We start from the raw sequence: 13152 nt of genomic DNA on the forward strand, positions 1-13152 counted from the left end.
CTGCTTCGCCCGCAAGCATATCGAACACCAAACAGGAGCCAGATCATGGCAGAAGTTACCGCCGCCGCCGTCAAGGAACTGCGTGAGCGCTCGGGCGCCGGCATGATGGATTGCAAGAAGGCGCTGACCGAAAACAACGGTGACATGGAAGCCGCCGTCGATTGGCTGCGGACCAAGGGCCTTGCCGCCGTCGCCAAGAAGTCGAGCCGCACCGCTGCCGAAGGTCTGGTCGGCGTTGCCGTGGCCGGGACCAAGGGCGTCGCCATCGAGGTGAACAGCCAGACCGACTTCGTCGCGAAGAACGACCAGTTCCAGGGCTTCGTTCGTGACGTGGTCGCGATCGCGCTCGAAAAGGGCGACGATGTCGACGCGCTGAAGGGCCAGACGATGCCGAACGGCGGCACCGTCGAAGACGCGCTGGTCGCCAACATCTCGACCATCGGCGAAAATCAGGTGCTGCGTCGCGCGAAGGCCGTCGAAGTCGCCAAGGGCGCGGTGATCCCGTACGTCCACAACTCGGCCGCACCGGGCCTCGGCAAGATCGGCGTGCTCGTCGCGCTCGAATCGGACGCCGGTTTCGACGTGCTGGAGCCGCTCGGCAAGCAGATCGCGATGCACATCGCCGCCGCGTTCCCGCTGGCGCTCGACGAGAGCGGTCTGGACCAGGACATTCTGGAGCGTGAGCGTCAGATCGCGACCGAGAAGGCCGCCGATTCGGGCAAGCCGGCCGACATCATCGCCAAGATGGTCGAAGGTTCGGTGAAGAAGTTCGCCAAGGAAAACGCGCTGCTCAGCCAGCCGATCGTGATGGACGGCAAGACGCCGGTCGCCGACGTCGTCGCCAAGGCGGCGAAGGATGCCGGCACCGCGATCGTGTTGAAGGACTATGTCCGCTTCCAGCTCGGCGAAGGCATCGAGAAGGAAGAGAGCGACTTCGCCGCCGAAGTCGCCGCGACGGCCGGCCTCGCCCGCTAAATTCGCGCTTCCGTTTCACGGGCTTGCGGGCCGCGAGGATAGACCATCCTCGCGGCCCGTTTCGGTTCGGCATAACGTCGCTTGGCTTTGGGAACGCTCAAGGCTAGGGTCCGCCGCGCTCCCGATCGGCTATTTTCGCAGGTGTCATGTCCCGTCCCCGTTTCAACCGTATCCTCCTGAAACTCTCGGGCGAGGTCCTGATGGGATCGGGGCAGTTCGGCATCGATCCGGCGATGTGCGACCGGGTCGCGCGCGAGATCAAGGCGGCGCGGGGCGAGGGGCATGAGGTGTGCGTCGTCGTCGGCGGCGGCAACATCTTCCGCGGCGTGGCAGGTGCGGCGCAGGGCTTCGAACGGGCCAGTGCCGACTATATGGGCATGTTGGCGACCGTGATGAACGCACTGGCGATGCAGAACGCGCTCGAACAGATCGGCGTCGAGACCCGCGTCCAGTCGGCGATCCCGATGGCATCGGTATGCGAGCCCTATATCCGCCGTCGTGCGGTCCGCCATATGGAGAAGGGCCGCGTCGTGATCTTCGCCGCCGGCACCGGCAGCCCGTTCTTCACCACCGACACCACCGCCGCGCTGCGCGCCGCCGAAATGGGCTGCGAAGCGCTGTTCAAGGGCACCAGCGTCGACGGCGTCTATGATGCCGACCCGAAGAAGGTGCCGACCGCGACCCGGTACGACACGCTCGGCTTCGGGCGGGTGCTGGCCGACGACCTGAAGGTCATGGACGCCTCGGCCGTGGCGTTGTGCCGCGACAACAATATCCCGATCGTCGTCTTCAACATCCGTGACGAGGGCAACCTTGCCGCCGTACTGGCGGGTGACGGGGTTTCGACGATCGTTCAGAACAACGCTTGATTCAAAAGGAAGTCGGTTATGGCCGCATATAACAAGGCCGATCTGGAACGTCGCATGGCCGGCGCGGTCGAGGCGCTGAAGGGCGACCTGAGCGGACTGCGCACCGGACGCGCGGCGGTATCGCTGCTCGATCCGGTCACCGTCGAGGTGTATGGCGCGCACATGCCGCTGAACCAGGTCGCGACCGTCTCGGCACCCGAACCGCGGATGTTGTCGGTACAGGTGTGGGACAAGGCGAATGTCGGCCCGGCCGACAAGGCGATCCGTTCGGCCGGTCTCGGCCTCAACCCGATCGTCGACGGTCAGACGCTGCGCCTGCCGATCCCCGACCTGACCGAGGAGCGCCGCAAGGAACTCGCCAAGCTGGCCGGCAAATACGCCGAATCGGCGCGTATCGCGGTCCGCAACGTCCGGCGCGACGGCATGGAAAGCCTGAAGACCGACGAAAAGAAGGGCGTCTATTCGGAAGACGAGCGCAAGCGCCACGAAACCGAAGTCCAGAAGCTGACCGACGCGACCATCGCCGAGCTCGACGCGACGGCAAGCGCGAAGGAAAAGGAAATCCTCGGCAAGTGACGTCGTTCGCCGCTCGCACCTCGGTTCCGGCGGACGATCGTGCGGCACCGGGGATGCCCCATACCGCTTCGATCCCCCGCCATGTCGCAATCATCATGGACGGCAATGGACGCTGGGCAAAGGCCCGGCGTCTGCCGCGGATTGCGGGGCATCGGCAGGGTGTCGAGGCGGTGCGGAACATCGCGCGTGCGGCACGCGAGCAGGGCGTCGAGGCGCTGACCCTCTACGCCTTTTCCTCGGAGAACTGGCGCCGTCCCGAACAGGAGATTGGCGACCTGATGGGGTTGCTGCGCCATTTCCTGAAAAGCGAGATCGACGAACTGCATCGCGAGGGCGTGCGGCTAAGAATTCTTGGCAATTATCAGGCGTTGCAGCCCGATCTGGTCAAGCTGATCGAAGGGGCCGTTGTCCGCACCGCGACCAATACCGGCCCGATCCTCGCCATTGCGCTGAACTATGGCGCGCAGGCCGAACTGGTCGCGGCGGCCCGTCGCCTCGCCGAGCGGGTCGCTGCGGGCATGCCGGTGTCGGCGATCGACGAAGCGGCGATCGATCGCGAACTCGATACGCACGACCTGCCGCCGCTCGACCTCATGATCCGCACCTCGGGCGAACAGCGGCTGTCGAATTTCCTGTTGTGGCAGGCGGCCTATGCCGAACTGCTGTTCGTCGACACGCTGTGGCCGGACTTCGACGGTGCGGCACTGGCGGAGGCGATCGCCGCCTATGGCCGGCGGCAGCGCCGGTTCGGGGGCCTGTGACGCAGGGTCCCGTCGCCGATCCCGCAGCACGCCGCAAGTCCGACCTCGCCACCCGTACGTTCGCCAGTGTCGGGATGATCGCGGTCGCCGCGACCACGCTGTGGCTGGGAGGGTTCGCCTTCTGGCTGCTGGTCGCGATCGGCACCCTGTTCATGATGGCCGAATGGGCCGATCTGCACAAAGTATCGCGCGAGCATAAGCGACTCGCGCAACTGGCGTTGACGGTGCCGCTGGCGATCCTGTCGCCCCTTGCGGCGGGGGCGGGCTTTCTGGCGTTCGGGTTGATCATCGGTGCGGCGTTCTTCGTCGTCATCACCACCCGCCTGCCGAAGCTGGCGCGCGGTATACTGTATTGCGGCTTTCCGGCGCTGGCCGTCGTGTTTCTGCGCGATCGGCCCGACGGGTTGTTGCTCGCCTTCTGGGCGATGGCGTTGGTCTGGGCTTGCGACATCGGTGCCTATTTTGCGGGTCGGACGATCGGCGGACCGAAGCTGGCACCGACGATCAGTCCGAACAAGACATGGGCCGGGCTGATCGGTGGCGTGTTGTCGGCATCGGTGCTGGGCGCTGTGCTGCAATATGCCGGGCTACCGCTGCATCTGGTGCTGGCGACGCCGTTGCTGGCGGTGCTGGCGCAAGCGGGCGATCTGTATGAGAGCCAGTTGAAGCGTATGGCTGGGGTCAAGGATTCGGGCAACGTCCTGCCCGGCCATGGCGGGGTGATGGATCGCCTCGACGGCCTGGTGCCGGTCGCGCCGGCCGCGGCGCTGATGCTACTGGCAGGACTGTATTTGGCATGAAGCGCGTCAGTATATTGGGAGCGACCGGATCGGTCGGCACGTCGACGCTCGACCTGATCGAGCGCGCCCCCGGCGAGTTCGAGGTCGAGGCACTGACCGCGAACCGCGATGTCGGCAAGCTTGCGGCAGCGGCGCGGCGGGTGAATGCAAAGCTGGCGGTGGTCGGCGACGAGGCATGTCTGCCGGCACTGCGCGACGCGCTGGGCGATAGCGGGATCGAAGCGGCGGGCGGTCAGCAGGCGGTGATCGATGCCGCGGCGCGTGCCGTCGACTGGACGATGGCAGCGATCGTCGGCACCGCTGGCCTCAAACCGGTGATGGCGGCGCTCGCCCGTGGCGGCGCGGTGGCGCTCGCCAACAAGGAAGCACTGGTTTCGGCGGGCGACGTGATGATGGCCGCGGCTCGCCGGGCCGGCACCACGCTGTTGCCGGTCGACAGCGAACATAATGCCGTGTTCCAGTGCCTCGACGATTGTCCGCCCGAACGCATCCGCCGCATCATCCTGACCGCGAGCGGCGGGCCTTTCCGCGAACGCTCGCTCGCCGAGATGCAGGGCATCACCCCCGAACAGGCGGTGGCGCATCCCAACTGGTCGATGGGTGCCAAGATTTCGGTCGATTCGGCGACGATGATGAACAAGGGGCTCGAACTGATCGAGGCCTATCACCTGTTCCCGGTCACGCCCGAGCAGCTCGACGTGCTGGTCCATCGGCAGTCGGTCATCCATTCGATGGTCGAATATGTCGACGGGTCGACCCTGGCGCAGCTTGGATCGCCCGACATGCGGGTACCGATCGCACATGCGCTGGCATGGCCCGATCGCATGGAAACGCCGTGCGAACGTCTCGATCTGGCGCGGATCGGCCGGCTCGACTTCGAAGCGCCCGATCTGGAGCGCTTTCCGGCGCTGGCATTGGCGCGCGCCGCATTGTCGACAGGGGGCGGGCGGCCCGCGATCCTGAACGCCGCCAACGAGGTTGCGGTGGCGGCGTTTCTCGACCGCAGGATCGGTTTCCTCGAAATTGCCGCAATCGTCGGCGATGTCTTGCAACGCTTCGACCCGGCAGGGCCGCAGACGCTCGACGCCGTGTTGGCGATCGATGCCGAAGCGCGTGCATTGGCGCGGGAGCGTGTGAAGGATTGCGCGGCTTGATCGAATCCCCCGGGTTGCTGATTACCGTCGTCGCGTTCCTGCTGGTGTTGGGGCCGCTCGTTTTCCTGCACGAACTGGGGCATTATGCCGCGGGGCGCTGGTTCGGCGTGAAGGTCGATGCCTTCGCCGTCGGGTTCGGCAACGAAATCGCCGGCTTTACCGACCGTCACGGCACGCGCTGGAAATTCGGATGGCTACCCCTGGGGGGCTATGTTCGCTTTGCCGGCGATATGAACCCTGCATCCCAAGCCGATGCCGAATGGCTGCAACTGCCCGCCGCCGAACGGGCGCGGACGTTTCAGGCCAAGCCGGTCTGGCAACGGGCGATCATCGTCGCGGCGGGACCGGCGGTGAACCTGTTGCTGGCGGTCGCGATCCTTGGCGGGTTCGCAGCGGCCTATGGCGTCGACCGGACCCCGGCAACGATCGGTCGCGTGGTCGCCGGCAGCGCGGCCGAGCGCGCCGGGCTGCAGGCGGGTGACCGGATCACGGCAATGGGCGGCCGTCCGATCGATACCTTCGCCGAGCTTTCCTTCTACACCGTCATGCGTCCCGATGAGCGTGTGCGCGTCGATTATCTGCGCGACGATGCCCCGCGGACGACCAATGCCACGATCGGCGCGGTGCGGCAGCGCGATCGCTTCGGCAACGAGGCGCGGATCGGCCGGTTCGGGATCGAGCGCGGGGCGCCGGTCTTCGCGGCGCTGCCGCTCTGGCAGGCACCGGGCGAGGGCGTCCGCATGGTCGGCACGATCCTGCGCGGTACGGTCGACGGGCTGGGACAGATCATCACCGGCCGGCGATCGGTCGAGGAAATGGGCGGGCCGTTGCGCATCGCCAAGGCGTCGGGCGAGCAGTTCTCGCTCGGCTGGCCGGCGCTGGTGACGTTCGTGGCGTTCGTTTCGATTAATCTTGGATTCATCAACTTGTTGCCAGTTCCGATGCTGGATGGCGGCCATCTGATGTTCTACGCGATCGAGGCGGTGAAGCGGGGGCCGGTCCGTCCGCAGACGATGGAATGGGCGTTTCGCGGTGGATTGGCCCTGTTGCTGGCGTTGATGATATTCGTCACGGTGAACGATCTGGGGACGTTCGGCGTGTGGCGGGGGCTGGCCGGCTTGATCGGCTGACGTGGTTAGGGCAGTGCGCGCACGTCCTGTGGTGAAAGTTCCTCCGATTGGGGTGGGTTTGGTGACGCTAAGCAAGTTTTCGATTCACGGCGTGCGCGGTGCCGCGCTGCTCGCGGGCACGATGCTCTCGAGCACGGCCTTCGCGCAGGCGCAGCGTACGCCCGCCGCTGCCGCGCCAGCACAGCGCGCGCCCGCCGCTGCCGCTCCGGCGGTACCCGCCGCACCGGTCCGCACCATCCGCTCGCTCCGCGTCGAGGGATCGCAGCGCATCGAACCCGATACGGTGCTGTCCTATACCAAGTTGCGTATCGGCATCCCCTACACCCCCGAAACCCTCGATCAGGCGATCAAGGACCTGTACGCGTCCGATCTGCTCGCCGACGTGGCGATCGAAGGTGCCGAGACCGGCGACATCATCGTCCGGGTCCGCGAGAATCCGATCATCAACCGCGTGGTGCTGGAGGGCAACAAGCGGTTGAAGGACGACAAGATCACCAAGGAGATCAAGCTCGCCCCGCGGCAGATCTTCACCCGCACCGCCGTGCGCGCCGACGTCGCGCGCATCATCGAACTGTATCGCCGCCAGGGCCGCTTCGCCGCGCGGGTCGAACCGAAGATGGTCATGCTCGACCAGAACCGCGTCGACGTCATTTTCGAGGTGTCGGAAGGCGCGAAGTCGAAGGTCCGCCAGATCAACATCCTCGGCAACGAGGTGTTCAGCGACAGCCAGTTGCGCGGCGAGATGTACACCAAGGAGTCGCGGCCGTGGCGTATCTTCAGCTCGGCGACGAGCTATGACGAAGATCGCATGGCCGCCGATCAGCAGAAGCTGCGGCAATTCTACCTGACCGAAGGCTATGCCGATTTCCGCGTCATCTCGGCCGTCGCCGAACTGACGCCGGACAAGGAAGACTTCATCATCACCTATGTGGTGGAGGAAGGCGCGCGCTACAAGTTCGACGACGTCAAGGTCGAGAGCGCGATCCGCGACTTCGACAATGCCGCGCTGACCAAGACGTTGCCGATGAAGAAGGGCGATTGGTACAACGCGAAGCTGGTCGAGGACACGATCGACCAGCTGAGCGAATATGCCGGCCTGTTCGGCTATGCCTTTACCGATGTTCGGCCGGATTATGTCCCGGATCGCGAAAAGCATACGATGGCGATCACCTTCGTCCTGAACGAAGCGAACCGCACCTATGTCGAAAAGATCAACATCACCGGCAACACCCAGACGCAGGACCGCGTCATCCGCCGCGAATTCCGCGTGGCGGAGGGCGATGCGTTCAACGCCTTCCTGATCAAGCGGTCGCAGGATCGCATCAACTCGCTCGGCTATTTCCAAGACAAGTTCGAGATCGACCGCACCGAGGGCTCCTCGCCGGACCGCATCGTGCTGGGCGCGAACGTCGAGGAGAAGTCGACCGGCGAACTGACGCTGTCGGCAGGCTTCTCCAGCCTCGAGCGTTTCATCATCCAGGCATCGATCCGGCAGCGTAATTTTCGTGGCAAGGGGCAGGATCTTCAAGCGTCGGTAAATTATTCGACCTATCAGAAGTCGGTCGAGCTGGGCTTCACCGAACCCTATCTGTTCGACAAGAATATTGCGCTGGGCGGGACGCTGTTCCGCCGCGATCTGAACTCGTTCAATTTCCTCGGGACCGGCCGCAACTCGCTCTATTCGCAGGTGTCGACCGGCGGGCAGATCGTGGCCAGCGTCCCGCTGACGGAATTCTGGACGCTGTCGGGCCGGTATCAGCTGAGCCAGGACAATGTCGGGCTGGACCAGGGGACGTATTTCACCAACGGCGTCTGCGACCCGCTGAAGGCCGGGCGCTATCTGTGCGATTCGATCGGCAACCGGCTGACCAGCATGGTCGGCGGGAACCTGATCTTCGACAATCTCAACAACCGTCTGCGTCCGTCGCGTGGCCAGCGTCTCGTCACCGGCCTCGATTTCGCGGGTCTGGGCGGCGACGTCCGGTTCGCGCGTATCCGCGGCGATTTCGACAAATACTGGAATGTCGGCGGCTTCATCCTGTCCGCAGGGGTCGAAGGCGGCTATATCCACTCGCTGCAAAAGCGCGCCGGCGAGGGGATCGATCCGGTCCGCATCGTCGACCGCTTCTACCTCGGCGAACCGCAGTTCCGCGGCTTCGATATCCGCGGCGTCGGCCCGCGCATCCAGCGCCAGCAATATACCGGTTCGGTCGCCGGCGGCGATCAGACGCTGGTGACCGCACGCGATCAGACGCTGAACGATCCGCTGGGCGGCAAGGCCTATTATCTCGGCAAAATCGAGCTCGAACCGCCGCTGGGTTCGGGTATCGCCGAACTGGGTCTGCGACCGTCGGTCTTCATCCAGGCAGGTGCGCTGTTCGGGGTTACCCGGCCACGGCCGACGCTGGCATTCGAACAGGCGCGCAGTGCCGATGGCACGCTGCAATTCAACAAGGACGGATCGCCCTCGCTGTTGCCGTTCAGCTCGCCGATCAAGACGTCGGACGGGTTGCAGGTCTATAACAACCAGTTCACCGACGGGTCCGGCCAACCGGCGATCCGGCAGACGACCTGTTCGGTCGGCTATGCGACGACGGTCGGCGGCACCTGTCTGGGCGGCGAGCCGAACACGGTCGCGATCAACACCACGCAGCCGTTCCTCGAACAGTTCCTTGGCGATTCGGCCAAGCCGCGTCTGTCGATCGGTATCGGCGTGAACTGGAACTCGCCGTTCGGCCCGTTGCGGATCGATCTGGCCAAGGCGCTGCTGAGCCAGCCGGGCGACGACAAGAAACTCATCACTTTCAACGTAGGAACTCAATTCTAATGCGTAGCCTCACCAAGGCGGCGATCGCCGCATTCGTTTTTGCCGCTCCGACCGCCCCGGCGTTCGCGCAGGCGCTGCCCGACGCCAAGATCGCGGTCGTCGATTCCGAGCGAATCTTCCGCGATTGCATCGCGTGCAAGGCGGCGACGACGCAGCTCCAGTCGCAGCGTCAGCAGCTCCAGTCGCTCGCCACCTCGCTGGGCCAGCCGCTCCAGACCGAAGCGCAGTCGCTCCAGACGGCGGTGACCGCTGCCAAGGGCACTCCCGACGCCGCGCTCCAGACCCGCATCCGCACGTTCGAGCAGCGTCAGCAGCAGGCGCAGCAGCAGATCAGCCAGCAGGAACAGCAGGTTCAGCGCAACATCGCCTATGTCCGTGAACAGATCGGCACCCGCCTCGGCCCGATCATCACCCAGATCGCGCAGCAGCGCGGTGCGACGCTGGCCGTCGACAAGGGCAACAGCTTCTACAACGCGCCGGCGACCGAAATCACCGACGCCGTGCTGACCACGCTCAATTCGCAGCTGCCCAGCGTCAGCGTGACCGCGCCGGCACAGGCCGCGCCGGCCGCTCCCGCCGCTGGCGCACGTCCGGCCCCGGCAGGCCGCTGATCGTGGAAGGGGAGGCGACCTCGATCGGACCGTTCGACATCACCCGGGTGATGGCAGCGATCCCGCATCGCTATCCCATGCTGCTGGTCGACCGTGTCGTGGAACTGATCCCCGACCGGTCGATCACCGCGATCAAGGCGGTGACGATCAACGAAGGCTTTTTCCAGGGGCATTTCCCCGGTCGTCCGATCATGCCGGGCGTCCTGATCGTCGAGGCGCTGGCGCAGGCCGCCGGTATCCTCGCGGTCGAAAGCCTTGGTCTCGTCGGTTCGGGCAAGCTGGTGTATTTCATGTCGATCGACGGCGTGAAATTTCGCAAGCCGGTCGAGCCGGGTGTCCTGCTGACGCTGGAGGCCGAATTCCTGCAAAAGCGTTCGCGGGTCTGCAAATTCGCGGGGAAGGCGCGCATCGACGGCGAACTCGCCGCCGAATGCGAATTCACCGCGATGATCGCCGACCCGCCCAAGGCGTAAGCCGGCGCGGATCATTGCTATTGCGGGCGCGTCCGTGTACGGGCGCGCCTTCCTGTTTCCAGGCTGGTCGGAACCAGCCGCTTGTGGAGAAGACCGATGAAGAAAGAAACGCACCCCGACTATCACACCATCAAGGTCCAGATGACCGATGGCACCGTGTTCGAAACCCGTTCGACCTGGGGCAAGGAAGGCGATCTGATGACGCTGGACATCGATCCGCTGGCGCACCCGGCATGGACCGGCGGCCGTGGCCAGATGCTGGATTCGGGTGGTCAGGTCGCACGCTTCAACAAGCGTTTCGGCGGTCTCACGCTCGGCAAGAAGTAAGCGGGCGGCGCGGGCGACGCCCGCGCGCAGCACTGCATGAAAAGGCCGCGGTGGCGTCTGCTACCGCGGCCTTTTTGTCGTCTGGGGATCGGAATCACTCTCCGCCTCTAATCACAGGAATGGCAATCTGGCAGATATTGCGGAGAACGATGCCACCCGTGATGCATTGGCGGTACAGCGCCATTCGTCCTTCCCGCGAAGGCGGGAATCCATATTCGCTGAAGTTGCTGCAAGAGCCTCGACATTGGCGATTATGGACTCCCGCCTTCGCGGGAGTGACGATTCTGGCTTGGGCACCCGAGAGACGGTGTATCGGGCTCGAGGCGTTCCCGACGTTCGGACGTAGTTACCGCCCGCGATTGTCGAGCGTAGCGCCTGCCACTTGCACACTCGTCCGCGCGACGATGTCGGTCGCGCTGTTGGCCAGCAGCAGCTGATACGTGCCGCCCGCGATCTTCCAGCCGCGCGTCTGGCTGTCGAACGTCGCCAGCAGTCGCGGATCGACCGTCACGTCCATCGTCCGCGTTTCGCCGGGGGCCAGATCGACCTTGGCAAAGCCGCCCAGCCGCTTCGGCGCTTCCCAGCCGGCACCCGCGACATAGAGTTGCGCCAGTCCCTTGCCACGCACCTTGCCGGTGTTGGTGATGGTGAAGCGCGCCTGCACGCCCTTGCCGGACGGTTGGGCGGTCAGCCCGCCCAGCGTAAAGCCGGTGTAGGACAGGCCATAGCCGAACGGGAACAGCGGCCTGGCTCCGGTCTTGTCGAACCATTTATAACCGACCGCAGCCCCTTCGATATTATAGTTGCCCATCGGGTGCGAATCGCGGTCCAGCTTCGGATCGCCCTCGATCACCGGACGCGGCAGTTGCGCGAGCGATGCGGGGAAGGTCGCGGGCAAGTGGCCCGACGGGTTGACCTCTCCGGTCAGCACCCGGGCGATCGCATCGCCGCCCGACGTCCCCGAATACCATGCCTCCAGCACGGCCCCGACCTTGCCCAGCCACGGCATCAGCACCGGGCCGCCGGTTTCGAGCACGACCACGGTCTTGCGGTTGGCGCGGGCGACCGCGTCGATCAGTGCGTCCTGATTGTCGGGCAGGTTCAGGTTCGGGGCGTCGATCGATTCCCCGGTCCATTGTTCGCCGAACACGATGACGATGTCGGCCTTGCGTGCGGCGGCGGCAGTGGCCTTCACGTTCTTGCCGTCGAGATAGGTAATTTGCGCCCGGCTCCGCGCCTGCAACGCCTTCATCGGCGACGACGGGTGGTAAAGCTTCGGCCCCGGAAAGCCGCCGGGATATTCGTCGGCGACGGCAAGGCCGTTGACCGGCCCGCCATGCGGATACACCTGGCTCGACCCGCCCCCCGACAGCACGCCGATATCGGCATGGGCACCGATCAGCAGGATCGATTTTGTGGTGGCGGCAAGCGGCAACAACCCGGCACTGTTCTTGAGCAGGACGATGCCTTCCTCGGCATCGGTGCGGGTGATGGCGGCATGGGCGGCATAATCGATCGTCGTCGCACGGTCGCCGGCGACCGGCGTGTCGAACAGGCCGTTTTTGAACATCGCCCACAGGATGCGCCGCGCCATGTCGGTCGCGCGTGCTTCGGGAACATAGCCGTTGTTCACCGCCTCCCGCAGCGCATCGGCGAAATAGGCGGAGCGATCGAACGCCCAGCCCGATTGCTGGTCCAGCCCGGCATTGGCCGCCTGCGTCGTCGAATGGGTCGCGCCCCAGTCCGACATGACATAGCCCTTGTAGCCCCAGTCCTTCTTCAGCGTGCGGTTGAGCAGCCAGTCATTCTCACACGCATAGAAGCCGTTGACGCGGTTGTACGCGCACATCACCGATCCGGGGTCGCCGGTCTCGACCGCGAATTCGAAGGCGAGCAGGTCCGACTGGCGCGCCGCTGCCTCGTCAATGCGGTGATCGATGTTGAAGCGGTTGGTTTCCTGCCCGTTGAACGCATAATGCTTCATCGTCGACACGACGTGCTGCGACTGGATGCCCTTGATCTCATGGCCGGTGATGATGCCGGCGAGCAACGGGTCTTCGCCGCCATATTCGAAGTTCCGGCCGCCGCGCGGTTCGCGCATCAGGTTCATGCCGCCGGCCAGTTGCACGTTGAAGCCCGACAGAAACGCTTCGCGCCCGATCATCGCGCCGCCGGCTTGCGCGACCTCGGGGTTCCACGTCGCGGCGGTGGCGATACCCGAGGGAAGCGAGGTGCGCAGCCGCGGTGTCGGCGAACGCTGCGTCGCGACGCCGAGGCCGGCATCGGTCTGCCACTGGCCGGGAATGCCGAGGCGCGGAATGCCCGGAACATAACCTGCCGAATCAGGCAGCCCGTCCTTGGGCGGTTCGTAATTCTTGATCGGCGTGCGCTGCCAATCGGCCTTGGTCGAGAAATAGCCGAAGGTCAGCTGCAATTTCTCGTCGAGCGTCATCTCCTTCAGCACCAGTTCGGTGCGGGCATCGGCATCGAGCGCACGGTCCATCCACGGCCGCGCCTGCGGGCCGTCGGTGGGGCGGGTGGCGGCTTGCGGGGCGTTGTTGGTGGTTTGCGCCAGAACCGGCGTGGCGGTGAGCAGCGTGCTGCCGAGCAGGGCGGCAAGGCGAAGGGATGCGGACATCGATGGGGTCT

The 13152-nt window shown here is 65.3% G+C and carries 12 protein-coding genes; 11 read left to right on the forward strand and 1 reads right to left on the reverse strand.

Annotated features, from left to right (window positions below; all coding sequences use genetic code 11):
• Window positions 1-45 precede the first annotated feature (45 nt).
• From tsf to rpmE, 11 genes are all read left to right on the forward strand, one after another.
• Window positions 46-975 (forward strand): translation elongation factor Ts, encoded by a 930-nt coding sequence (gene tsf, locus ASE70_RS13035; protein ID WP_056399708.1) that lies wholly within the window; start codon window positions 46-48, stop codon window positions 973-975.
• Between the two features lie 146 nt (window positions 976-1121).
• Complete coding sequence (pyrH, locus tag ASE70_RS13040) at window positions 1122-1844, forward strand: UMP kinase (protein WP_055994572.1); 723 nt, start codon at window positions 1122-1124, stop codon at window positions 1842-1844.
• A gap of 18 nt (window positions 1845-1862) precedes the next feature.
• Window positions 1863-2420 (forward strand): ribosome recycling factor, encoded by a 558-nt coding sequence (frr, locus tag ASE70_RS13045; RefSeq protein ID WP_056505562.1) that lies wholly within the window; start codon window positions 1863-1865, stop codon window positions 2418-2420.
• Window positions 2421-2473: 53 nt separating this feature from the next.
• Window positions 2474-3181, forward strand: a complete 708-nt coding sequence (locus tag ASE70_RS13050; protein WP_055997004.1) for an isoprenyl transferase — start codon at window positions 2474-2476, stop codon at window positions 3179-3181.
• The gene (locus ASE70_RS13055) at window positions 3178-3981 is read left to right on the forward strand and encodes a phosphatidate cytidylyltransferase (RefSeq protein WP_056505564.1); all 804 of its coding nucleotides are present in this window, start codon (window positions 3178-3180) and stop codon (window positions 3979-3981) included. The genes ASE70_RS13050 and ASE70_RS13055 overlap by 4 nt, the downstream gene beginning before the upstream one ends.
• A complete protein-coding gene (locus ASE70_RS13060; RefSeq protein WP_056505567.1) occupies window positions 3978-5135 on the forward strand; it encodes a 1-deoxy-D-xylulose-5-phosphate reductoisomerase in 1158 nt (385 codons plus the stop codon). Before ASE70_RS13055 ends, ASE70_RS13060 begins: the two co-directional genes overlap by 4 nt.
• Window positions 5132-6265 carry a M50 family metallopeptidase gene (locus tag ASE70_RS13065; protein WP_056505825.1) on the forward strand — a complete coding sequence of 378 codons (1134 nt, stop codon included), beginning with the start codon at window positions 5132-5134 and terminating at the stop codon, window positions 6263-6265. Before ASE70_RS13060 ends, ASE70_RS13065 begins: the two co-directional genes overlap by 4 nt.
• 61 nt (window positions 6266-6326) lie before the next feature.
• The gene (bamA, locus tag ASE70_RS13070) at window positions 6327-9092 is read left to right on the forward strand and encodes an outer membrane protein assembly factor BamA (protein ID WP_056505828.1); all 2766 of its coding nucleotides are present in this window, start codon (window positions 6327-6329) and stop codon (window positions 9090-9092) included.
• The gene (locus ASE70_RS13075; protein WP_056505570.1) at window positions 9092-9703 is read left to right on the forward strand and encodes an OmpH family outer membrane protein; all 612 of its coding nucleotides are present in this window, start codon (window positions 9092-9094) and stop codon (window positions 9701-9703) included. Before bamA ends, ASE70_RS13075 begins: the two co-directional genes overlap by 1 nt.
• A 50-nt stretch (window positions 9704-9753) precedes the next feature.
• On the forward strand, window positions 9754-10176 hold the full coding sequence (gene fabZ / locus ASE70_RS13080) for a 3-hydroxyacyl-ACP dehydratase FabZ (protein WP_056399745.1): 423 nt from the start codon (window positions 9754-9756) through the stop codon (window positions 10174-10176).
• A 96-nt stretch (window positions 10177-10272) separates the two neighbouring features.
• On the forward strand, window positions 10273-10503 hold the full coding sequence (gene rpmE / locus ASE70_RS13085) for a 50S ribosomal protein L31 (protein ID WP_055994557.1): 231 nt from the start codon (window positions 10273-10275) through the stop codon (window positions 10501-10503).
• 346 nt (window positions 10504-10849) lie between these two features.
• Here rpmE and ASE70_RS13090 read toward each other — a convergent pair whose 3' ends face one another.
• Window positions 10850-13141 (reverse strand): beta-glucosidase, encoded by a 2292-nt coding sequence (locus ASE70_RS13090; protein WP_056505572.1) that lies wholly within the window; start codon window positions 13139-13141, stop codon window positions 10850-10852.
• Window positions 13142-13152 lie beyond the last annotated feature (11 nt).

This window comes from Sphingomonas sp. Leaf22 (assembly GCF_001421715.1).
Lineage (GTDB): Bacteria > Pseudomonadota > Alphaproteobacteria > Sphingomonadales > Sphingomonadaceae > Sphingomonas.